The organism is Dietzia sp. oral taxon 368, assembly GCF_002999155.1.
GTDB lineage: Bacteria > Actinomycetota > Actinomycetes > Mycobacteriales > Mycobacteriaceae > Dietzia > Dietzia cinnamea.
Genome location: NZ_CP027238.1, coordinates 2,479,548 through 2,501,745 on the forward strand (window position 1 = coordinate 2,479,548; position 22,198 = coordinate 2,501,745).

Genomic DNA, 22,198 nt, shown 5'->3' on the forward strand with positions numbered 1-22,198 from the left:
GTCGGACAGCGTCAGGCCCGGGCGCGGTGGCGGCGGACCGCGCACCGGTTCGTGCAGCGCGTCGAGCAGTACGCCTTGCGCCCGTTGCGGGTGGTGTCGGCGAACACGGCGTCGCAGTCGTCGGCCGCGCACCGCGCGAGACGGTCGATGCCGCGTGAGGTGAGGTGCAGGGCGGTGCCCACCGAGAACATGGTGGTGAGAACCCGGGCGAAGCTCACGTCGTCGGCGCGGTAGTGGACGTGCCAGTGTCCGTCGTGGTCGGTGAGTCGCGGCGGCCCGGCGTGCTCGGCCAACAGGGCGTTGAGCGCGGTGGCGCGCTCACGGGGGTCGGTGGTGTCGACGACGACGAGCCAGTCGTCGAGGAACGTCAGCAGGTTCCCGAGGTCCGCGTCGGAGGCGCTCCGATCGATGGTCACGCCCGCTTCGCGGCAGCGATCCACCAGCTCGCGGGAGGTGCGGGGGCGGCGGTTGGCCAGGTCGGCGGCCAGGGTGACCGGATCGGCTCCGTAAGGGTTGATATACACAAACCGATTACAGCACAGTTGTCGACATGCCCTTCTCCCTGGCGAGCGCAGCCTCGTCGTCCGCCGTCGGTGTCTCGGTGTGGGTCCTCGCGGCCCTGGTGCTGGCGGCGTTCGTCGCGGGTTGGGTCGACTCGGTGGTCGGCGGGGGCGGGCTCATCCAGTTGCCGGCGCTGGTCATCGGTCTCCCCGCCGACGCCTCCACCCCGGAGATCCTCGGCACCAACAAGCTCTCGTCGGTGGCCGGGACGCTCATGGCCACGGCGACCTATCTGCGCCGGATCCGGGTTCCGGTGGCAATGGTCGCGCCGCTGGTCGTGGCCGCCTTCGCGGGCTCAGCGGCGGGCTCGTCCGTCGCCCGCTTCATCCCCAAGGAGCTGCTCACCCCGCTCGTCCTGGTGGCGGTGGTCGCGGTGGGAACCTACACGTGGCTCAAGCCGAGCCTGGGGCGTGTCCACGAGGAGCGGCACTCGGGCTGGTCCCGCGCGTGGCGCTCGGCGCTCATCGGCGTGGCGGTGGGCTTCTACGACGGGATCCTCGGCCCGGGGACGGGTTCCTTCTTCGTCATCGCGATCGTCGCGTTCCTGGGCTTCGGGTTCCTCCAGGGCACCGTGGCCGCCAAGATCGCCAACCTCACCACCAACCTCGCCTCGATCCTCGTGTTCGGTGTGCACGGCGAGGTCCTGTGGATCCTCGGCGGCTGCATGGCCCTGGCCAACCTCACCGGGGGCTTCCTCGGGGCCCGCATGGCCATGAACCGCGGCAACGAGTTCATCCGAACCGTGTTCCTCGTGGTCATCGCGATCCTGGCCGTGAGGCTGGCGTGGGACACCGCCGCGCAGTGGATGTGACCCGCGCTGCCGCGCGGTGCACGTGACGTGCGTTGCCGCGCGGCGGTCGTGAGCGGACGGGGGCACGGTCGGGGAGCGGACGTAGACTGCCCCTCATGACCACTCCGAGCCCCGAGGCCCCGCGTCACCCGCTGCTCGACGAGTCCCCGCTGCCGTACGGACTGCCCGACTTCGCGGCGGTGCGGGACGAGGATCTCGAGCCGGCCATCCGCACCGCGATCGACGATCACGCGGCGGAGATCGCCGCGATCGTGGGCAACCCGGAGCCGCCGACGGCCGACAACACCGTGGTCGCGCTCGAGCGCTCGGGCCGTGCTCTGGACCGGGTCCTGTCGGTCTTCTACGGACTGCTCGGCCCGGACGCCACGCCCGCCCGCCTGGCCGTGGAACGGGTCGTCTCGCCGCTGCTGGCCGCGCACCGCTCGGCCGTGATGACGGACCCCGGCCTGTTCGCGCGCGTCGACGCGGTCCACTCCGCGCTGGAGGCCGGCGAGCTGGACCTCGACGACGAGACCGCGCGGCTCGTCCGCCGGCACCACCGGGACCTGCTCCGTGCGGGTGCGGCGCTCGACGACGCGGGCCGGGCCCGCCTCACCGCGATCGACACCCGTCTCGCGGAGCTCACCACGGAGTTCGGCGAGAACCTGCTGGCCTCCACCACGGAACTGGCCGTCCCCGTCACCGACGAGGCAGAACTCGCCGGGCTGCCGGAGTCGATGCGTGCCACGCTCGCCGCGACCGCCGCCGACGCGGGCCGGGACGGCTGGCTGATCCCGCTGGGGCTGCCGACGGTCCAGCCGATCACCGCCTGGCTCGACGACGCGGGCCTGCGCCGCCGCGTGTCGGAGGCCTCGCTGGGCCGGGGCGCGACCCCGGGTCACGACAACACCCCGATCGTGCTGGAGATCGTGCGCCTGCGCGCCGAGCGCGCCCGCCTGCTCGGGCTGGGGTCCCACGCCGAACACGTCCTCGCCGTGGAGACGGCCGGGACACCCGAGGCGGCCCGTGGTCTGCTGCTCGACGTGGTCGACGCCGCGGTGACCAACGCCCGCAACGAGGCCAAGGACCTGCTCGGTGGCGAGGAGCGCGAACTGCACCCCGCCGACTGGGCGTGGGAGTCCGAGCGGCTGCGGGCCGAGAGGTTCCGGGTGGACGACGCGACCGTCCGTCCGTACTTCGAGCTCGAGCGGGTGCTGCACGACGGGGTGATGCACGCTGCGTCGGAGTTGTACGGCCTGCGCTTCGCCGAGCGCACCGATCTCGCCGGATACCTGCCCGATGTCCGCGTAATCGAGGTGTTCGACGACGAGCGCTCGCAGCGGGATGCCGGCGTCGGCCTGCTGTTGTTGGACTACTACGCCCGTCCGACCAAGCGCGGCGGGGCGTGGATGAGTTCGTTCCGGGACCAGTCCCGGCTCCTGGACTCCCGCCCGGTGGTCGTCAACGTCATGAACCTCGCCCGTCCCGCGGCGGGGCAGCCCACGCTGCTCACCATGGACGAGGTCACGACGATGTTCCACGAGTTCGGTCACGCCCTGCACGGACTGTTGTCGGACGTGGAGTACCCGGTGTTCTCGGGCACCTCGGTCCCGCGCGACTTCGTCGAGTTCCCGTCCCAGGTCAACGAGATGTGGGCGCGCCGGCCGGAGATGCTCGCCCGCTACGCGCGGCACGTCGAGACGGGGGAGCCGATCGGTGAAGAACTGGTGGAGCGGATGCGGGAGGCCGAGCGCTTCGGCGAAGGCCAGGCCACCGTGGAGTACCTCGCCGCCGCCCTGATCGACCTCGAGTGGCACTCGCTCACCCCGAAGGAGGCGGAGGCCGTCACCGACGTCGACGAGTTCGAGGCCCGTGTGCTGGCCGATGCCGGCCTCGACGTACCGGGCATCGAGCCGCGGTACCGGTCGCGGTACTTCCAGCACATCTTCGCCGGCGGGTACTCGGCCGCCTACTACTCGTACTTCTGGGCCGAGGTGCTCGACGCCGACGCCGCCGAGTGGTTCGTGGAGCGCGGTGGTCTGAAGCGGGACTCGGGGGACCGGATGCGGCGCGAGGTCCTCTCGCGGGGCGGCGCGATCGATTTCCTCGACGCCTACCGGCGGATGCGCGGGTCCGAGCCGAACACGGCGGCCCTGCTTCGCCGACGCGGGCTCGACTCCTCGGTGGTGGGAGGTCGCCGCGCCGCCGCCACCGGGCGGCCGTAGGATCCCTGCGTGACCGCGCTCCTGCAGTTCTGGGACAGGGCCGAGCTCTGGCTCGCCACCCTGCCGTTCCCCCTGCAGGTCGCGATCATGCTCGCGATGGGGGTCCCGCTGTTCCTCCTCGTCGCCGTGGCGGTGGAGTGGATCGCGGATCTGCTCGTCCAGAGGTTCCGCGCGCTCGTCGCGCCGCGGACCGCCGAGACCGGGAAGGAGGTCCGCTGATGCCCCGGTCGCGTGTGACACTCGCCCTCGTCCTGCTGATCGCGTTCGTCGTGATCGCATGGGTCCTCGTCGAGGTCCTGTAGACCCCGTTCACATTCGCTGCACGGAACCGTTCGCAACGCGACCCGTGGGCCGAAACCCGGACGTACACTCCCTCCATGCAGCGCTTGAGTGGGCTCGACGCCAGCTTTCTCTACTTCGAGACCAGATCCCAGCTCCTGCACGTGTGCGGGCTCATCGTGCTGGATGTCTCCGAGATGCCGGACGGGTACTCGTTCGGGGCCCTGCGGGACGAACTCTCCCGCCGGATCACCGCGATGCCCCCGTTCCGCCGTAAGCTGCACGACTCGCTGCTCAACGTGGACCATCCGGTCTGGGTGGAGGACGAGGACTTCGATATCGACCACCACCTGCACCGCGTCGGTATCCCCGGCCCCGGCGCGGATCACGAACTCGCGGAGCTGTGCGCCCACCTCGCCGGCCAGCCGATCGACCGGTCGATGCCGCTGTGGCAGATGTACGTCATCGAGGGCCTGCGGGACGGTCGGGTCGCCGTGTTCGCGAAGATGCACCACTCCACCGTGGACGGCGTCACGGGAGCCAACATGCTCTCGCAGCTGTGTACGTTGACGCCCGAGGACCCGGACCTCGACGAGGAGCTGGTCGGCCAGAGCGCCGGTGGCTCCGGAGCGCTGGAGCTCGCCGTCGGCGGGGCGCTGTCGCGCCTGGCCACGCCGTGGCGGCTCGCCTCGTTGCTGCCGGGCACGCTCGGCGTGTTGCCGTCGTGGATCAATCGCGCCCGCAAGGGGTTGGCCATGCCCGCGCCGTTCACGGCTCCGCGCACCCCGTTCAACCGCACCATCACCGGTCACCGGTCCATCTCCTTCGCCAGCGTGGACCTCGAGGACGTCAAGCGCGTGAAGAACGCCTTCGGCACGACGGTCAACGACGTGGTGCTGGCCGTGTGCTCCACCGCCCTGCGCAAGTACCTCGACGATCTGGACGCCCTGCCGCGCAAGCCGCTCATCGCGATGGTGCCGATGTCCGTGCACGCCGCGGAGTCCCGGCCCGGCACCAACCGGGTGTCGGGGATGTTCATGTCCCTGGCCACGGATATCGACGACCCTGTCGGGAGGCTCGAGGCGATCCGCGACGCGAACACCGTGGCCAAGGACCACACCGATGCCCTGGACGCCAACCTGCTCACGGACTGGGCGCAGTTCGCCGCGCCGTCGGTGTTCGGGTCCGCGGTGCGTATGTACTCGCGGCTACGACTCTCCGAGCGTCACCCGGTCGTGCACAACCTGGTGGTCTCGAACGTGCCCGGCCCCAATTTCCCGCTGTACTTCCTGGGCGCGAAGATCGAGAAGATGATGCCTATGGGCCCGGTGTTCCACGGCGCCGGCCTGAACTGCACTGTGATGTCGCTGGACGGACGCCTCCACTTCGGGTTCATCGGGTGCAAGGACCTCGTGCCGGATCCGTGGCCGCTCGCGGACGCGGTCGAGGACGCGCTGGCGGAGTTCGTCGCCGCGGCGGACGAGCGCGACGGCGGTGGCGATCCGGCGGGCCCGGCCGGGGCCGAGGTCGCCGTACGGGAGGGCACCTCCACCGCGGTGGCCACCCTCGACGAGCAGTCGACCGAGGTGGCGGAGCGCCCCGCGCCGGCGAGGAAGACACCCGCGAAGAAAGCGGCCGCCGTGAAGACGCCGGCGAGGAAGGCTCCCGCGAAGAAGGCTTCTGCGAAGAAGGCACCGGCGAAGAAGGCACCGGCGAAGAAGGCAGGCGCGGAGAAGACCCCCGCCGCGAAGGCCCCGGCGAAAAAGGCCGCCAAGAAGAAGGCCGCCACGAAGCAGAGTGCGGCCGCGAAGCGACAGAACAAGCCCACCGGCTCCAAGCCGACCGGGTCCGCACCGCGGCCGGCTGACCGCGCGGACGCGCCCGCCGCGCCGACGTACAGCGCTCCGGCGGTGACGACGCCCGACGGCGACGCCGGACCCGCTCGGCCGACCGCCGTGCCGAACGCCCCCGCGGGCCCGGGCACCCCGGACGACGCCGCGCAGGCGCCGACCTACAGCGCGCCCGCGGCCGCCGGCCCCGCCGGTGACGCGCAGTCCGTCGACCCGACCCCGGCGGTGCCGACGCCGACCGTCCCGCCGGCGCCGGCCGCGGCCACGGGCGGCGACGCCGGCGGGGGGACCGGCGCGGACCGAGGCGGCTCGGACGGACCCGAGGCGCCGACGTACAGCGCTCCGGCGGCGACCACGCCCGACGGCGACGCCGGCCCCGATCGGCCGACCGCCGTGCCGGACGCCCCCGCGGGGCCGGGCACCCCCGACGACGCCTCCCGGACACCGACGTACGGCGCGCCTGCGGTTACAGTCCTTGACGACGACGAGCTCTCGGTGACGACGACCCCGCCGATCGAGACGCCGCCCACCCCGGGCACGACAGGAGGTGAGACCGGATCGGACACCGAGACCGGTCAGATGTGACGATCGCGCCACACGACCCGGCCGAGCTGGCGGCGACGCCACCGGCACGCGACCCCGAGGCGCCCTTCGGCATCTACCTCCACGTGCCGTTCTGCTCCACCCGGTGCGGCTACTGCGACTTCAACACCTACACCGCCGGCGAACTCGGATCGGCGACCTCACCCGTCGACTGGGAACGCGCTGCCGCGATCGAGATCGAGAGGGCCGCGCAGGCGCTGTCCTCCGCCGGCGCGGCCCCGAAGGTCGACACCGTCTTCATCGGCGGGGGCACCCCGTCGCTGGTCGGCGCGGACGTCCTCGTCGGCCTCCTCGCGCGTGTCGACGCCGCCTTCGGCCTGGCCCCCGGTGCGGAGGTCACCACGGAGAGCAACCCCGAGTCCACATCCCCCGAGTTCTTCGCGCGCCTGCGCGGGGGCGGGTTCACACGCATCTCGCTGGGCATGCAGTCCACCGCCGCGCACGTCCTGCGCATCCTCGATCGCACCCACACCCCCGGTCGGCCGCAGGAGGCGGTCGCCGAGGCGCTGCGGGCGGGGTTCGAGCACGTCAACCTCGACGTCATCTACGGCACGCCGGGGGAGACCGACGACGACCTCGCGCGGACCCTCGACGCGGTCGTCGGCGCCGGTGTCGACCATGTCTCCGCCTACTCGCTGATCGTCGAGGACGGCACCGCCCTGGCCCGCCGGATCCGCCGGGGCGAGATGCCGGGCACCGTCGACGATGTGCTCGCCGACCGGTACGAGCAGGTGGCCGACCGCCTCGCCCGGGCGGGGTTCCACTGGTACGAGGTCTCCAACTTCGCCACCGACTCCTCGGCGTACTGCCGCCACAACATGGGCTACTGGCGCGGCGGCGACTGGTGGGGCGTCGGGCCGGGTGCCCACTCCCACGTCGCCGGGGCCCGGTGGTGGAACGTCAAGCACCCCGCGCGCTACGCCGCCGAGTGCGACGCCGGTCGACTCCCCGTCGACGGCGGGGAACTGCTCGACGACTCCGACCGCCACATCGAGCGGATCATGACCGGGCTCCGACTGGCGGAGGGGCTCGGCGACGAGGCCTTCACCGTGGACGAGCGCGCCCGCGCCGACGAGCGCGTGGCGGCCGGGCTGCTGCGCCGCCGGGCGGCCGACGATCCCGCCGGCCCCGGGTACGCGCTGACCGAGGCGGGCCGTCTGCTCGCCGACGGCGTCGTCCGCGACGTGCTCGTGTGACGCCGTCGACTGGGCCATCAGTGCAGGAACTGGCATAGAATCGGCAGAACAACGGGCACAGGGGAGGAGCGGGTATGTCGAGTACGGCCGATCGTAGGACCGAGGTCTTGCGCGCGATCGTCTCCGACTACATCGCCTCCCACGAACCGGTCGGGTCCAAGGCCCTCGTCGACCGCCACTCGCTGGGCGTGTCCAGCGCGACCATCCGCAACGACATGGCGGTGCTCGAGGCCGAGGGGTTCATCGTCCAACCCCACACCAGCTCGGGGCGCGTGCCCACGGAGAAGGGCTACCGTCACTTCGTCGACTCGATCGAGGAGATCACCCCGCTCTCGCGGGCCGAGAAGCGGGCGATCCGGGCGTTCCTCGAGGGCGCGGTCGACCTCGACGACGTGCTCCGGCGCGCCGCCCGCCTGCTCTCCCAGCTCACGCGACAGGTCGCCGTCGTGCAGTACCCGGTCCTCGGCCGCTCGACGGTGCGCCACCTCGAGGTGGTGAGCCTGACCCCCACGCGCCTGCTGCTGGTCCTCATCACCGACACCGGCCGCGTCGACCAGCGGACGGTCGAGCTGGCCGCCCCGCTCACCGACGAGCACCTCGCCGAGCTGCGCGGCCTGCTGTCCGAGGCCGTCGCCGACAAGCGCCTGTCCGACGCCTCGGACGCCCTGGCCGCGACCGGCGAGCGCGCCCGGCCCGAGTACCGCGACGCCGTGGAGCGCTGCGTGACCGTGCTGGTGGAGACGCTCGTCGAGCACCCCGACGACCGCATCGTCCTGGGCGGCACCGCCAACCTCACCCGCAGCGCCGCCGACTTCGACGGCTCCCTGCGCTCGGTCCTCGAGGCCCTCGAGGAACAGGTGGTGATCCTGCGACTGCTCACCGCCGCCCACTCCGTGGGCCGGGGCGGCCCCGGCGGGGTGACCGTGCAGATCGGCGAGGAGACCCAGACCGCCGAGATCCGCGGTGCCTCGGTGGTGTCCTCGCAGTACGGCGCGGAGGGGCAGACGTTCGGCGGGATGGGGGTGCTCGGGCCCACTCGGATGGACTACCCGGGAACAATCGCCTCGGTCGCCGCTGTTGCCCACTACGTGGGCGAACTCCTCACCGGGCGCTGACGCCCGTACGCTTCCCGCTGCGATCAGATCTTCCTCACGACGAAAGGCCACACGTGTCACGCGACTACTACGGGACCCTCGGGGTCGATAGGGGCGCCTCGGAGTCCGAGATCAAGCGCGCCTACCGCAAGCTCGCCCGCGAGCTCCACCCCGACGTCAACCCGTCGGACGAGGCGCGTGAGAAGTTCAGCGAGATCACCGCGATCTACGAGGTCCTCACCGACCCGGAGAAGCGCCGCATCGTCGACATGGGCGGCGACCCGCTCGACTCGTCCGGCGGTGGCGGTGGCTACGGCGGCGGTTTCGGCGGGGGCTTCGGCAGCGGCGGACTCGGCGACGTCTTCGAGGCCTTCTTCGGCGGCGGGGCCGGAGGCGGCGGTGGACGCGGCCCCCGCAGCCGCGTCCAGCCCGGTTCGGACGCACTCATCCGCGTCACCCTCGGCCTGGACGAGTGCGCCACCGGCGTCACCAAGGAGATCCAGGTCGACACCGCCGTGCTGTGCGAGACGTGCCACGGCAAGGGCTCGGCCAGCGACAAGCCGCCGGCCACCTGCGGGATGTGCCAGGGCCAGGGTGAGATCCAGTCCGTCCAGCGCTCGCTCCTGGGCAACATCATGACCAGCCGTCCCTGCCCGACCTGCGCGGGTACGGGCGAGATCATCACCGACCCGTGTGGTGAGTGCACCGGCCAGGGCCGCGTCCGCAAGCGCCGCACCGTCTCGGCCAAGATCCCCGCCGGCGTCGGCGGCGGCATGCGCATCCGCCTGGCGGGGCAAGGCGAGGTCGGCCCCGGCGGCGGGCCGGCCGGCGACCTCTACATCGAGGTCAACGAGCGCACCCACCCGGTGTTCGTCCGCGACGGCGAGGACCTGCACTGCACCGTCCGCGTGCCGGTGGTCGACGCGATCCTCGGCGGCGAGGTCGAGCTCGAGACGGTGGTGGGCGAACCCCTGCAGATCGAGATCCCGGCCGGCACGCAGCCCGGCCACACCGTCACCCTCACCGGGCGCGGCATGCCCCGCGTCCGCGGTGGTGGCGCGGGTGACCTGACGGTTCACATGGAGGTCGTCATCCCGGAGAGGCTGGACCGCAAGCGCCGCGACCTCGTGGAGCAGCTGCGCCGCCTCGATGGTGACTCGGCCGAGGTCGTCAACGAGGACACCGCCCGCCGCGGTGGCCTGTTCTCCCGCCTGCGCGACGCCGTCGCCGGGCACTGAGCCGCCGAGACACGACACCCGAGAACCTCGGATACCGAGCCGCCCGTGACCCCCTCCCTGTTCCGCGCCGACACCGTCCCCGCAGTCGGCGAGACGGTCGTGCTCGACGGCCCCGAGGGCCGGCACGCCGGATCGGCGCTGCGGGTCCGGCCGGGGGAGGCGATCCGGGTCGGTGACGGCCGGGGCGCGGTGGGGGACTGTGTGGTGACGACGACGAGCTCCGGCCGCGTCGAGGCCGGGGTCGTCACCCGGGTCGACGTGCCACGCCCGACCCCCGAGGTCACCGTCGTCCAGGCCCTGCCCAAGTCCGAGCGGTCGGAACTGGCCGTCGAACTCGCCACCGAGGCCGGCGCCGACCGGATCGTGCCGTGGCAGGCGGACCGCTGCGTGAGCCGGTGGACCGGCCCCAAGGTGGACAAGGGTCGCACCAAGTGGACTAACGCCGCCCGGGCCGCCGCCAAACAGTCCCGCCGGGCCTGGGAGCCGGAGATCGGCGACCTCGTCGACTCCACCGCGCTCGCCGCTCTCGTCGCCGCCGAGGTCGAGGGCGGGGCCAGCGCACTCGTCCTGCACGAGGAGGGCGCCGCCGGGTTCGCGGACGCGGTGACCGCGGGACCGACGGGGGAGCGGGTCCTCGTCGTCGTCGGCCCCGAGGGCGGGGTCTCCGACGCCGAACTCGACGCCCTCTCCGCCGCCGGCGCCCGCCCGGTCGTCCTGGGCCCCGAGGTCCTCCGGACCTCCACCGCCGCGACGGTGGCGTTGGCCGCACTCGGCGTTCTCACCCCGAGATGGGCGGCCGCGCGGTCTACACTCGACCCAACCGCACCACGACACGGGAAGTGATCCACGTAAGCACCCCAGGAAACGACGCAGTCCCCGACCCCGGCGCCCCCACCGACGGCGACCGGCGCGACCCCGGCGACACCCCCGCCCGCACGGCGGTCCAACTCGATCCCGACCTGGCGATGGCGGTGCTCGGCGCCGCCGACGCCAACCTCCGCGCCCTCGAGGACCTGCTCGCCGCCGACCTGCACGTACGCGGCGGCACCATGACCATCTCCGGCGAGCCGCCCGACGTCGACCGCGCCTCCCGCGTCGTGTCCGACCTGCTGCGGCAGGCGCGCAGGGGAGTGGAGATCACCCCGGCGTCCGTGCGGCGCTCGGTCGAGATCCTCGCCGACTCCGGACCGCTCACGCCCGAGGAGGTCCTCGGCACCGACGTGCTGTCCCGCCGCGGCGGCATGATCCGGCCCAAGACGCTGGGGCAGAAGCGCTACGTCGACGCGATCGACGACCACACCATCGTGTTCGGCCTCGGACCCGCCGGTACCGGCAAGACCTACCTCGCCATGGCCAAGGCCGTCGCCGCGCTACGCGCCAAGGAGGTCAGCCGCATCATCCTCACCCGGCCCGCGGTCGAGGCGGGAGAGCGGTTGGGCTACCTGCCCGGCACCCTGCACGAGAAGATCGACCCGTACCTGCGGCCGCTGTACGACTCGCTGCACGACATGATGGACCCCGAGGCGATCCCCAAGCTCATGGCGGCCGGGGTGATCGAGGTGGCGCCGCTGGCGTACATGCGCGGCCGCACGCTCAACGACTCGTTCATCATCCTCGACGAGGCGCAGAACACCACGCCCGAGCAGATGAAGATGTTCCTCACCCGCCTGGGCTTCGGCTCCAAGATCGTCGTCACCGGCGACATCACCCAGATCGACCTGCCCGGCGGGCAGCGCTCCGGCCTCAAGGTCGTGCGCGACATCCTCTCCGGCGTCGACGACATCCACTTCTCCGAGCTCACGTCCCGCGACGTGATCCGGCACGCCCTCGTCGGCCGGATCGTCGACGCCTACGCCAAGCACGAAGCCCGCCTCGAACGGGGCGACCGACCCACCACCGGACACAGGAACAGGGAGCAGCGCCGACGATGAGTATCGAGGTCGCCAACGAGTCGGGCGTGGAGGTCGACGAGGCCGAGCTCATCGACGTGGCCGCGTTCGTAATCGCCCGGATGGACGTGCACCCGGCCGCCGAACTGTCGATCACGCTCGTCGACAAGGACACCATGGCCGACCTCCACGTCACGTGGATGAACCTGCCCGGCCCCACCGACGTGATGAGCTTCCCCATGGACGAGCTCACCCCCGGCGGCCGCCCCGACCTGGCCGAGCCCGGCCCCGCCATGCTCGGCGACATCGTCCTGTGCCCGGCGTTCGCCGCCGACCAGGCCGCCAGCTCCGGCCACCCGCTCGCGCACGAACTCGCCCTGCTCACGGTCCACGGGTGCCTGCACCTGCTGGGCTATGACCACGCCGAGCCCGCCGAGGAGCGCGAGATGTTCGGCCTGCAGAACGAGCTGTTGGGCGAGTGGTACGACCACCGCGACGAGTCCCCGAGAGTGGACGCCTGAGTCGTGGACGCCACCATCTACACGGCCATCGCAGCCGTGGTGCTCATCCCCGTCGCCGGCCTGTTCGCCGCCCTCGACGCCGCCCTGAGCACGGTCTCCGTGGCGCGCGTCGAGGAGATGGCCAAGGACAACCGCTACGGCGCCGTCCGTCTGGCCAGGATGCTCGACGCCCGCCCGCGGTACATCAACGTCGCCGTCCTGCTGCACATGCTCAGCCTCATCGGCGCCGCCGTGCTGTTCACCGTGGTGTTCGACGAGCTCATCGACTCCCGCGCCTGGGCCCTGGTCACCGCGGTCGTCGTCACCACCGTCGCCGCGTACATCGTCGCCGGGGTCGGGCCCCGCACCCTCGGCCGCCAGCACGCCTACACGCTCGCCCTGGGCGCGTCGACGCCGCTGACCGTGACCGGGGTCGTCCTGGGCCCCGTCGCGACCCTGCTGGTCGGCCTCGGCAACGCCGTCACCCCCGGCGGCGGCTTCCGCAACGGGCCCTTCGCCTCGGAGATCGAGCTGCTCGAGATCGTCGACATGGCCCGCGAGCGCGGCGTCGTGGCCGACGACGAGTCCCGCATGATCCAGTCGGTCTTCGAACTGGGTGACACGACCGCCCGCGAGGTCATGACCCCCCGCACCGAGATGGTGTGGATCGAGTCCGACAAGACCGTCGGCCAGGCCGCGCGGCTCACCGTCAAGTCCGGCTACTCCCGCATCCCCGTGGTCGACGGCGACAACTCCGACAACGTGGTGGGCGTGGTCTACCTCCGCGACATCGTGGCCCGCCTCGACGATCCCGACGGGCGCGCCGCCCCCGTCGCCGAGGTGATGCGCCCGGCCGTGTTCGTGCCCGACGCCAAGCGGATCGACGACCTGCTCGCCGAGATGCAGCGCGACCACAACCACCTGGCGATCCTCGTCGACGAGTACGGCGGCACCGCCGGTCTGGTGTCGATCGAGGACATCCTCGAGGAGATCGTCGGCGAGATCGTCGACGAATACGACACCACCGAGGTCCCGCCCGTCGAGGACCTGGGCGACGGCCGCTATCGGCTGTCCGCCCGGCTCGGTCTGGACGAGGTGGCGGACCTGTTCGACATCGAGTTCCCGGACGAGGTGTCCGAGGAGGTCGAGACCGTCGGCGGGCTGCTCGCCCTCGAACTCGGCCGCGTTCCCCTGCCCGGGGCGCGCATCGTCACCAGCGGCCTCGACCTGCGGGCCGAGGGCGGCCACGACCGACGCGGGCGGGTGAAGGTGGTCACCGTGGTGGCCACACCCACCGAGACCGATGACGACGACACCGACGACCACCCCCGGCGCGAGGACAACCGATGAGCACTCCCGAGAACTACCGCAGTGGGTTCGTCAGCTTCGTGGGCCGACCCAACACGGGCAAGTCCACGCTGACCAACGCGTTGGTGGGGGAGAAGATCGCCATCACCTCCGCCAAGCCACAGACCACCCGGCACGCCATCCGCGGGATCGTCCACCGGCCCGACGCGCAGATCATCCTCGTCGACACCCCCGGCCTGCACCGCCCGCGCACCCTGCTCGGGGAGCGGCTCAACGCACTGGTCGAGGACACCTACTCCGATGTCGATCTCATCGGCCTGTGCATCCCCGCTGGCGAGCGGATCGGCCCCGGCGACCGCTGGATCCTCGAGCAGGTCCGCAAGCTGTGCCCGACCACGCCGCTCCTCGGGCTGGTGACCAAGATCGACACCGTCTCCAAGCAGAAGGTCATGGAGCAACTCGTCGCCGTCTCGAAACTCCTCGGTCCGGACTCGGAGGTCGTGCCGGTCTCGGCCGCGTCCGGCGAGCAGGTCGACGTGGTGGCGGACGTCATCGCCTCGCTGCTGCCCGAGGGTCCGCAGTTCTACCCGGACGACGTGGTGACCGAGGAGTCCGACGAGACCCGCATGGCCGAGCTCATCCGCGAGGCAGCCCTCGAGGGCGTGCGCGACGAGCTGCCGCACTCGATCGCGGTGACCATCGAGGAGGTCCTGCCGCACGAGGGCCGCGATGACATGGTGGACGTCCACGCCACCGTCTACGTCGAGCGGCAGAGCCAGAAGTCGATCGTGCTCGGCAAGGGCGGGTCCCGCATGCGCGAGGTCGGCACCCGCGCCCGCGCGGGAATCGAGGCGCTGCTCGGCACCAAGGTGTACCTCGACCTGCACGTCAAAGTCCTCAAGGAGTGGCAGCGCGATCCCAAGATGCTGGGGCGTCTCGGCTTCTAGCCCGCCAATGGGACAATGGGCACCCGCACCGTGCGACGCGCGTCGCCCGTGTGGCCGCGCGGGTGACCGTTACGGCGCGGGCGGCCGTTACGGCGCGGGTGAACGACACGGAAGGAGGCCCGGGTGCATCCCTTCACCGACACGGGCCTCGTCGTGCGCACCTACGACCTGGGCGAGGCCGACCGCATCGTCACTCTGCTGACAGAACGTCACGGCCTCGTCCGCGCCGTGGCCCGTGCGGTGCGGCGCACCCGCTCCCGCATGGGCGCCAGCCTGGAGCCGTTCGCGGTGGTGGAGGTGCAGATCGCCCCAGGTCGCGGCAGCAGCGGGCTGGGCACGGTCCGCCAGGCCACCAGCCGCGAGTCACTCGCTCGTCCGCTGGTCGCGGACTACCCCGCGTACACGTCCGGCTGCGTGGTGCTGGAGACCGCCGAACGCCTGGCCGGCGAGGAGGGGGCTCCCACTCCGCGGTTGCTCCGCCTCGCCGTCGGCGCTCTTCGCTCCCTCGCCGAACACCGCCGCGCGCCGGGGCTGGTCGCCGACGCGTTCCTCCTGCGCGCCATGGCCGCCTCCGGCTGGGAACCCGTCCTGGACTGCTGCGTGCGCTGCGGGGCCGTCGGTCCGCACCGGGCATTCCACGTCGCCTCCGGCGGCACGGTGTGCGTGCACTGCCGACCGCAGGGCTGTGCGATGCTCTCGCCTGGCGTCGCCGAGCACCTGTCCGCGCTGCTGTCAGGGCGGTGGGACGCCGTCGGGCTGTCCTCGCCCGCGGTGGTGCGGCAGGCGTCCGGCATCGCGGCCGCGCATCTGCAGTGGCATCTCGAGCGTGACCTGCGCAGCCTGCCACTGGTCGACCGCGGTCTGGTCGGCGCGGATGCCGACGGATTCGTCGCCGCTCGTCCCGATCCCGCTCGGCCCGATTCCGCTCGGCCCGCCGATTCCGACCCTGTCATCCCCATCGAGGAGCACCGTGCCCGGACTACCCAGATTCCGTAAGCGTCCCGCGCCGCAGGCGGCCACGGTCCGGCCGCCGGCCCCGCACCCGTCGGGGGCGCGGCCGCCGGCCATCCCCGCCGAGTTCGTGCCCCGCCACGTCGCGCTGGTCATGGACGGCAACGGGCGCTGGGCGCAGGAGCGCGGTCTGCCCCGCACCGAAGGGCACAAGCGCGGCGAGGCCGTACTGATGGACGTGGTGGAGGGGTGCATCGAGATGGGCATCCCGTACCTGTCCGCGTACGCGTTCTCCACCGAGAACTGGAAGCGCAGCCCGGAGGAGGTGCGGTTCCTCATGGGCTTCAACCGCGACGTCCTGCGGCGCCGCCGCGACGAGATGAACGCACTCGGGGTGCGCGTGCGGTGGGCCGGCCGGCGACCGCGGCTGTGGGGGTCTGTCATCAAAGAGCTCGAGGAGGCGGAGGAGCTCACCCGCGGCAACACGGTCATGACCCTGGCCATGTGCGTCAACTATGGCGGCCGGGCCGAGATCGTCGACGCCGCGCGCGACATCGCCCGCCGGGTGGCCGCCGGCGAGTTGGAGCCCGACGACATCACCGAGGAGAACTTCGCCGACTTCCTCGACGAGCCCGACATGCCGGACGTCGACCTGTTCCTGCGCCCGTCGGGGGAGCTGCGCACCTCGAACTTCCTGCTGTGGCAGAGCGCGTACGCCGAGTTCGTCTTCCAGGACACCTTGTTCCCGGACTTCGATCGCCGAGACCTGTGGGCCGCCTGCCTGGAGTACGCGGAACGCGACCGGCGATTCGGTGGTGTCGCACCCGCCTGACCGGCGCGCGCATTCCGGGCAGCCGCCCCCGCGGATGGCGTCTCGCGCCTGTGGATGTCCGCCCGGAAGACAGCCGCGCGCGGGCATGGCGTCTCGCCCGCCCATCGGTACGCGCCAGACGACATGACGGCGGGCGGCTGTGGCCGGGCGGCGCCCCAGCGGTGGCTCAGTCGGTATCGGCGCCGGCGTCAGGCCGGCCGGCGGCCCCGGCCTCGGCGCACCGCGCGCAGAGGCCGAACAGCTCCACCGTGTGGCTGACGTCGGAGAACCCGTGGGCCCGACCGGCGCGGTGCGCCCACACCTCGACGCCAGGTTCCTCGACCTCGACAGTGAACCCGCAGAGCCGGCATACCAGGTGATGGTGGTGCGAGTCGGAGCACTTGCGGAAGATCAGCTCGCCGGAATCGGTGCGCAACACGTCGACCGCGCCGGCGTCGGCCATGGACTGCAGCGTCCGGTACACGGTGGTGAGTCCGATCGTGTCGCCGCGCTCTCGCAACTCGGCGTGCAGATCCTGCGCCGACCGGAAGCCCTTGGACTCGTCCAGCAACGCGGAGATCGCGCTGCGTTGGCGCGTCGAGCGCATGCCGATGGGCCTGCCGCCTGAGGTCACGGCGTCACTGCTCCCCGGCGTGCCCGACGGCCGCCTCGACGATGTTGAGCAGGTGCCCGTCCAGCAGTTCGTACCGCATCTCGCGGCCCTGGCGATGGGACGAGACGACCCCTGAGGACTTGAGGACGCGGAGGTGCTGACTGACCAGTGGCTGTGTCACGCCCAGCGCGTCGACGAGCTCGTGGACACACCGTGGACCCTCCTTGAGCTGGAGGACGATAGCGATACGCAGGGGAGCGGACAGGGCCCTGAGCAGCTCGCCCGCCGCCGACACCACGTCGTCCGGCGGGAGGGGGACGGGGACGGCCCGGTGGTCCGCGTCGTGGACGTCCGCGACCGGCGCGGGTCCGGTCGATCGGGGTCCGGCTGCCATCATCTCCACCTTCCGGGTTCGAGGTCGTGCTCGGTCGCCGTCGGCGTCGTGTCGGGTAGGGGACCCCAGTATCCCAGACCGGGGAGGTCGACCGGATACCCTGATGAGAAGTGCCCGGGCGCCGGCCCGCGCCGAGGTGGTCCACCCCGACACCTCAGCCAACCGACTCACCAAAGGGAGAACCCCCGACGTGGCAGCCTCAGCTTCCGTCATCGACACCGTCGTCAACCTCTGCAAGCGCCGGGGACTGGTGTACCAGTGTGGCGAGATCTACGGCGGGACGCGCTCGGCGTGGGACTACGGCCCACTGGGAGTGGAGCTCAAGGACAACATCAAGAAGCAGTGGTGGCGCACGTTCGTCACGGGCCGCGAGGACGTCGTGGGCCTGGACTCCTCGATCATCCTGCCCCGCCAGGTGTGGCAGGCCTCGGGCCACGTCGAGACCTTCACGGACCCGCTGGTGGAGTGCCGCAACTGCCACTCCCGCCTGCGTCAGGACCACCTGCGGGAGGCGTACGCCGCCAAGAAGAAGCTCGACTCGGTGGCCGACGCCCCGATGACCGAGATCGCCTGCCCCAACTGCGGCACCAAGGGGCAGTGGACCGACCCGCAGCTGTTCTCCGGCCTGATGAAGACGTACCTGGGCCCCGTGGACAACGAGACCGGCCTGCACTACCTGCGCCCGGAGACCGCACAGGGCATCTTCATCAACTACAAGAACGTCATGACCACGGCCCGGCGCAAGCCGCCGTTCGGCATCGGTCAGATCGGCAAGGCGTTCCGCAACGAGATCACACCCGGCAACTTCATCTTCCGTACCCGCGAGTTCGAGCAGATGGAGATCGAGTTCTTCGTCAAGCCCGACGAGGCCGACGAGTGGTTCAAGCGCTGGGTCGAGGACTGCTGGGACTGGTTCGTGGACCTGGGTATCGACCCGGAGAACATGCGCCGCTTCGACGTTCCCGACGACGAGCGCGCGCACTACTCGGCGGGCACCATCGACTTCGAGTACAAGTTCGGCTTCTCGGGCAACGAGTGGGGCGAGCTCATGGGCGTCGCCAACCGCACCGACTACGACCTGACCCAGCACCAGACCCACTCCGGTGAGGATCTGCAGTACTTCGACCAGGCCTCCGGCGAGAAGTACGTGCCGTACGTCATCGAGCCCAGCTTCGGCCTGACCCGCTCGCTGATGGCGTTCCTCATCGACGCCTACACCGAGGACCAGGCGCCCAACGCCAAGGGCGGCGTGGACACCCGCACGGTGCTCAAGCTCGACCGCCGTCTGGCCCCGATCAAGGCCGCGGTGCTGCCGCTGTCCCGCAACGCCGACCTGTCTCCCAAAGCCCGCGACCTGGCGGCCCAGCTGCGTAAGAATTGGAACGTGGACTTCGACGACGCGCAGGCGATCGGCCGCCGCTACCGCCGCCACGACGAGATCGGCACCCCGTTCTGCATCACCGTCGACTTCGACACGCTCGAGGACCAGGCCGTCACCATCCGGGAGCGGGACACGATGGCGCAGGAGCGCGTGGCGATCGATCAGGTGGAGGGCTATCTCGCCCAGCGCCTAATCGGGTGCTGACGGACGCCACTGGCACACTGGTCGGGTGAGAAGATCCGGGTCCCCGCTCCGCGCGGTGTCCAGGGCCGTCAGCTGGGTCCTGACCATCGCACTGCTGTTGTGCCTGGTCATCCCCGGGTTCATCGCGTTCCGCGTCTGGCACGTAGCGCGGATCGACGACCGCACGCCGGCGGATGCGATCGTCGTGCTGGGGGCGGCCCAGTACAACGGCGTACCGACGCCGGTGTTCCAGGCACGCCTCGAGCACGCGGCCCTGCTGTACGACGAGGGGGTCGCGCCGCAGATCATCACGGTCGGCGGTGGCCAGCCCGGTGACCTGTACACCGAGGCCGGGTCCGGCCGGGCCTATCTCACCAGGCTCGGCGTGCCCCCCGAGGCCGTCCTGGCGGTGGAGACCGGCACGAACACCGAGGGCAGCCTGGACGCCGTGGCACAGACGGTGCGAGACCAGGGCGGACAGTCGGTGGTGTTGGTCAGCGACCCCACGCACTCGTACCGCTCGCGGATGATGGCCCGCGATGCCGGACTGGACGCGTGGACGTCGCCGACCAGGCACGGGCCGGCGGTGTGGACGCGCGAGAACCAGATCATGAGCATCATCCGGGAGACCGGCGCGGTGCTCTGGTACCAGTACCACCGGATCGCCGGCAGTGATGTGGACTTCCCCGGATGAGTCGGCGACCGGGGGACGAGGGGGCGGGGACGCCCGGAGGGGACGGGCATGACGGGTTACGCGTACGACGCGGCGGACGCCGAGCGGCGCGTGGACGAGGGGGCCGGACGTGGGCGGGGCAAGGCCAGTGAGCGCAGCCCGTTCGACCGCGACCGCGCCCGCGTCCTGCACTCGGCGGCACTGCGCCGACTCGCCGACAAGACACAGGTGGTGGGCCCCGGGGACGGGGACACCCCACGCACCCGGCTCACCCATTCGCTTGAGGTGGCGCAGATCTCGCGAAGCATCGCCGCCGGCCTGGGCTGCGACCCTGATCTCGCGGACCTCGCGGGTCTGAGCCACGACATCGGCCATCCGCCCTACGGTCATAATGGTGAGCGCGCCCTGGACGAGGTCGCCCGCTCGTTCGGCGGTTACGAGGGCAACGCGCAGACCGTGCGGATCCTGTCCCGACTGGAGCCCAAGGTCGTGGACGCCGACGGTCGCGGGGTGGGACTGAACCTCACCCGCGCCGCGCTGGACGCCGCCACCAAGTACCCGTGGCTGCCGCGGGAGGGGACGCGGAAGTTCGGTGCCTACGCCGACGACGCGGACACCCTGGCGTGGATCCGGCAGGGCGCGCCCGGGGACACCCGGTGCCTGGAAGCCCAGATCATGGACTTCTCCGACGACGTGGCCTATTCGGTGCACGACGTGGAGGACGCGATCGTCGCCGGCCGCCTGGACCTGCGGTCGTTGTCCGACCGCTCGGAGGTCGCGGCGCTCGCCGAGCTGGGCGCGGCGGAGTTCCGCGGGCCGGACGCCGATGAGCTGGAGCAGGCGGCGGGCCGGCTCGGGTCACTCGAGGTGGTCCGGGCGGTGCAGCCGTTTGCGGAGAGTTTCGCCGGGTTCGTCGCTCTCAAGGCGCTGACCAGTGAGCTGGTGGGCCGTTTCGTGATGCCTGCGATCCACGCGACCCGCGAGGTGCACGGCGCGCGGCCGCACGGCCGCTACAGCGCGGACCTCGAGGTGCCGGTGGAGGTGGAGGCCGAGGTCGTCATGCTCAAGACGATGGCCGTGCGGTACGTGATGAGCGATCCGGGGCACCGCCTGCGGCAGGACCGGCAGCGCGATCGGATCCACCGGGTGGCGGAGTTCCTGGCGCAGTCCGCGCCGGCGGGCCTGGATGCGGTACTGCGGCCGCTGTGGGACTCTGCGCCCGACGATGCGGCGAAGATGCGGGTGATCGTCGACCAGATCGCGTTGTACACGGAGAGCCGCCTCGAGCGGGTCGACCGCGCGAGTGCGGGGATCCAGGCCGCCTGGGGCTGAGCCGCTCAGCCGACCGCGCGGGCGACCTCGTCCACCAGCCGGTCCACCCCCACCTCGTCGAGACCAGAGTCGGGGGTGAAACCGGTGCGTACCACCACGAGATCGGCCGAGGGGACCACCACGACGTACTGCCCGTCGTGACCGGACGCCCAGTAGGCATCGGCCGGCATCCGGCCAAACCGGAGCGGGCCACCGTCACCGGCCTGGTTGAGCCACCACTGGGCGCCGTAGGGCTCGGGTTCGCCGCCCGCCGCGACGCCCGTGGTCGCGTAGTCCATCCACCCCTCTGGCAAGAGCCGCTGTCCGTCCACCTCGCCGTCGTCCATCACGAACTGACCGAACCGCGCCCAGTCCCGGGGACTCGCCCACAGGTACGAGCTGCACACCGACCCGCCGGACGCGTCGGCCTCGAGGACGGCGCTGCGCATGCCGAGCGGGCGGAACAGCAACTCCTCGGCCATCTCGGGTCCCATCCCGGTCCGCTCGTGCAGGAGGTCGCAGAGGATGTTGGTGGTGCCGGAGGAGTACTGGCGGTACTCACCCGGGTTGTGGGCGGGCGGCTGGGACGCGGCGTAGTCGGCCATGTCCGGCTCGAGGTAGAGCATCCGGGTGACCGGGGTGCCGAGGTCGTACTCCTCGTCCCACTCGAGGCCGGAGGTCATGCGCAGCAGGTGGTCGAGTGAGATCCGCGCCCGCTCGTCGGTCCACTCGGGGCGGAGCGCGGTGGTGGCCGGGTCGAGGTCGGCGTCGGGGAACTCGAGCTGCGCACGCCCGACGAGCGTGGAGGCCACGCTCTTGGCCATGGACCAGCCGAGCTGGCGGGTGTCGGGGCCGAAACCGTCGGCGTACCACTCGTCGAGGATCTCGCCGCGATGGACGACGACGAGGCCCCGCGTCCCCTCGTGCGCCGCGGTCTCCTCGAGGGGCGCGGAGACCTCGTCCGCGACGTCGGTCGCCTCGGCGAGCCGGACGCCCGGGCCGCCGTCCTCGCGCAGCGGCGGGGGCGGCTCACCGCTCTCGGCTCCCGCGGCGCGGCCACCGAGGGCGCAGCCGTGCTCGGAGACGTGCGCGGTCTGCCGGAAGCCGATCCCGAGCACGGAGGCGGTGGCGGTCCCGGCCTCGTCGTCGATCGCCGTGCGCAGGTAGGGCACGAGCGGGTTGGGCGGCAGGTCGGACTCGTGATCCTCCCGCCCGACGAGGAAGTGCAGGGCGCACGCGTTGTGCGCGGCGTATCCGGTGCCGGTGAGCAGCAGGGGGCGGAAGTACACGCCGGCCGCGACCACGGCGCCGACCAGGGGGACGAGGACCGCGAACACCGCGATGAGGACTTTCCGCCGACGTGTCATGAACAGAGAGGGTAGCCAGCGGGTCCGACAGCGC

At 71.7% G+C, this 22,198-nt stretch carries 20 protein-coding genes and 1 pseudogene; 17 read left to right on the top strand and 4 right to left on the bottom strand.

Features of this window, described 5'->3' with window-relative positions; genetic code table 11:
* Window positions 1-11 precede the first annotated feature (11 nt).
* Window positions 12-524: a CGNR zinc finger domain-containing protein gene (locus C3V38_RS11575; protein WP_061228505.1), complete on the bottom strand. Its 513-nt coding sequence runs from the start codon at window positions 522-524 to the stop codon at window positions 12-14.
* 26 nt (window positions 525-550) lie between these two features.
* Here C3V38_RS11575 and C3V38_RS11580 point away from each other — a divergent pair, with 26 nt between their 5' ends.
* The 14 genes and pseudogenes from C3V38_RS11580 (at window position 551) to C3V38_RS11645 (ending at window position 16,263) form a co-directional block, all read left to right on the top strand.
* The gene (locus C3V38_RS11580) at window positions 551-1,372 is read left to right on the top strand and encodes a TSUP family transporter (RefSeq protein WP_061228506.1); all 822 of its coding nucleotides are present in this window, start codon (window positions 551-553) and stop codon (window positions 1,370-1,372) included.
* 95 nt (window positions 1,373-1,467) lie between these two features.
* Window positions 1,468-3,576: a M3 family metallopeptidase gene (locus C3V38_RS11585; protein WP_061228507.1), complete on the top strand. Its 2,109-nt coding sequence runs from the start codon at window positions 1,468-1,470 to the stop codon at window positions 3,574-3,576.
* Between the two features lie 9 nt (window positions 3,577-3,585).
* Complete coding sequence (locus C3V38_RS11590) at window positions 3,586-3,795, top strand: hypothetical protein (RefSeq protein ID WP_007629858.1); 210 nt, start codon at window positions 3,586-3,588, stop codon at window positions 3,793-3,795.
* Window positions 3,796-3,953: 158 nt separating this feature from the next.
* A pseudogene (locus C3V38_RS11595) lies at window positions 3,954-5,333 on the top strand (wax ester/triacylglycerol synthase family O-acyltransferase); the annotation flags it as partial.
* Between the two features lie 959 nt (window positions 5,334-6,292).
* On the top strand, window positions 6,293-7,504 hold the full coding sequence (hemW, locus tag C3V38_RS11600; protein WP_244881736.1) for a radical SAM family heme chaperone HemW: 1,212 nt from the start codon (window positions 6,293-6,295) through the stop codon (window positions 7,502-7,504).
* Window positions 7,505-7,578: 74 nt separating this feature from the next.
* Window positions 7,579-8,619: a heat-inducible transcriptional repressor HrcA gene (hrcA, locus tag C3V38_RS11605; RefSeq protein WP_061229654.1), complete on the top strand. Its 1,041-nt coding sequence runs from the start codon at window positions 7,579-7,581 to the stop codon at window positions 8,617-8,619.
* Between the two features lie 53 nt (window positions 8,620-8,672).
* Complete coding sequence (gene dnaJ, locus C3V38_RS11610; RefSeq protein WP_061229653.1) at window positions 8,673-9,836, top strand: molecular chaperone DnaJ; 1,164 nt, start codon at window positions 8,673-8,675, stop codon at window positions 9,834-9,836.
* 45 nt (window positions 9,837-9,881) lie between these two features.
* Window positions 9,882-10,679, top strand: a complete 798-nt coding sequence (locus tag C3V38_RS11615; protein WP_106385819.1) for a 16S rRNA (uracil(1498)-N(3))-methyltransferase — start codon at window positions 9,882-9,884, stop codon at window positions 10,677-10,679.
* The gene (locus C3V38_RS11620) at window positions 10,676-11,767 is read left to right on the top strand and encodes a PhoH family protein (protein ID WP_061229651.1); all 1,092 of its coding nucleotides are present in this window, start codon (window positions 10,676-10,678) and stop codon (window positions 11,765-11,767) included. Before C3V38_RS11615 ends, C3V38_RS11620 begins: the two co-directional genes overlap by 4 nt.
* Window positions 11,764-12,246, top strand: coding sequence for an rRNA maturation RNase YbeY (gene ybeY / locus C3V38_RS11625; RefSeq protein ID WP_061229650.1), 483 nt, complete (start codon window positions 11,764-11,766; stop codon window positions 12,244-12,246). Before C3V38_RS11620 ends, ybeY begins: the two co-directional genes overlap by 4 nt.
* Before the next feature lie 3 nt (window positions 12,247-12,249).
* On the top strand, window positions 12,250-13,575 hold the full coding sequence (locus C3V38_RS11630) for a hemolysin family protein (RefSeq protein WP_061229649.1): 1,326 nt from the start codon (window positions 12,250-12,252) through the stop codon (window positions 13,573-13,575).
* Window positions 13,572-14,480 carry a GTPase Era gene (gene era, locus C3V38_RS11635; protein ID WP_061229648.1) on the top strand — a complete coding sequence of 303 codons (909 nt, stop codon included), beginning with the start codon at window positions 13,572-13,574 and terminating at the stop codon, window positions 14,478-14,480. The genes C3V38_RS11630 and era overlap by 4 nt, the downstream gene beginning before the upstream one ends.
* 123 nt (window positions 14,481-14,603) lie before the next feature.
* Window positions 14,604-15,476, top strand: a complete 873-nt coding sequence (recO, locus tag C3V38_RS11640) for a DNA repair protein RecO (RefSeq protein WP_106385820.1) — start codon at window positions 14,604-14,606, stop codon at window positions 15,474-15,476.
* Window positions 15,451-16,263 (top strand): isoprenyl transferase, encoded by an 813-nt coding sequence (locus C3V38_RS11645; RefSeq protein WP_061229646.1) that lies wholly within the window; start codon window positions 15,451-15,453, stop codon window positions 16,261-16,263. Before recO ends, C3V38_RS11645 begins: the two co-directional genes overlap by 26 nt.
* 166 nt (window positions 16,264-16,429) lie before the next feature.
* Here C3V38_RS11645 and C3V38_RS11650 read toward each other — a convergent pair whose 3' ends face one another.
* Window positions 16,430-16,849, bottom strand: a complete 420-nt coding sequence (locus C3V38_RS11650) for a Fur family transcriptional regulator (protein WP_061229645.1) — start codon at window positions 16,847-16,849, stop codon at window positions 16,430-16,432.
* A 31-nt stretch (window positions 16,850-16,880) separates the two neighbouring features.
* Window positions 16,881-17,252, bottom strand: coding sequence for an ArsR/SmtB family transcription factor (locus C3V38_RS11655; RefSeq protein WP_371412120.1), 372 nt, complete (start codon window positions 17,250-17,252; stop codon window positions 16,881-16,883).
* Window positions 17,253-17,439: 187 nt separating this feature from the next.
* On the opposite strand from C3V38_RS11655, the gene C3V38_RS11660 reads away from it, so the two are divergent.
* The 3 genes from C3V38_RS11660 to C3V38_RS11670 are packed head-to-tail and all read left to right on the top strand — an operon-like array spanning window position 17,440 to window position 20,818.
* Window positions 17,440-18,834 (top strand): glycine--tRNA ligase, encoded by a 1,395-nt coding sequence (locus C3V38_RS11660; protein WP_106386473.1) that lies wholly within the window; start codon window positions 17,440-17,442, stop codon window positions 18,832-18,834.
* A 55-nt stretch (window positions 18,835-18,889) separates the two neighbouring features.
* Entirely contained in the window at window positions 18,890-19,507 is a 618-nt protein-coding gene (locus C3V38_RS11665) for a YdcF family protein (protein ID WP_061229644.1), read from the top strand.
* Between the two features lie 48 nt (window positions 19,508-19,555).
* A complete protein-coding gene (locus C3V38_RS11670) occupies window positions 19,556-20,818 on the top strand; it encodes a deoxyguanosinetriphosphate triphosphohydrolase (protein WP_061229643.1) in 1,263 nt (420 codons plus the stop codon).
* 5 nt (window positions 20,819-20,823) lie between these two features.
* Here C3V38_RS11670 and C3V38_RS11675 read toward each other — a convergent pair whose 3' ends face one another.
* Window positions 20,824-22,164 carry a serine hydrolase gene (locus C3V38_RS11675; RefSeq protein ID WP_061229642.1) on the bottom strand — a complete coding sequence of 447 codons (1,341 nt, stop codon included), beginning with the start codon at window positions 22,162-22,164 and terminating at the stop codon, window positions 20,824-20,826.
* Window positions 22,165-22,198 lie beyond the last annotated feature (34 nt).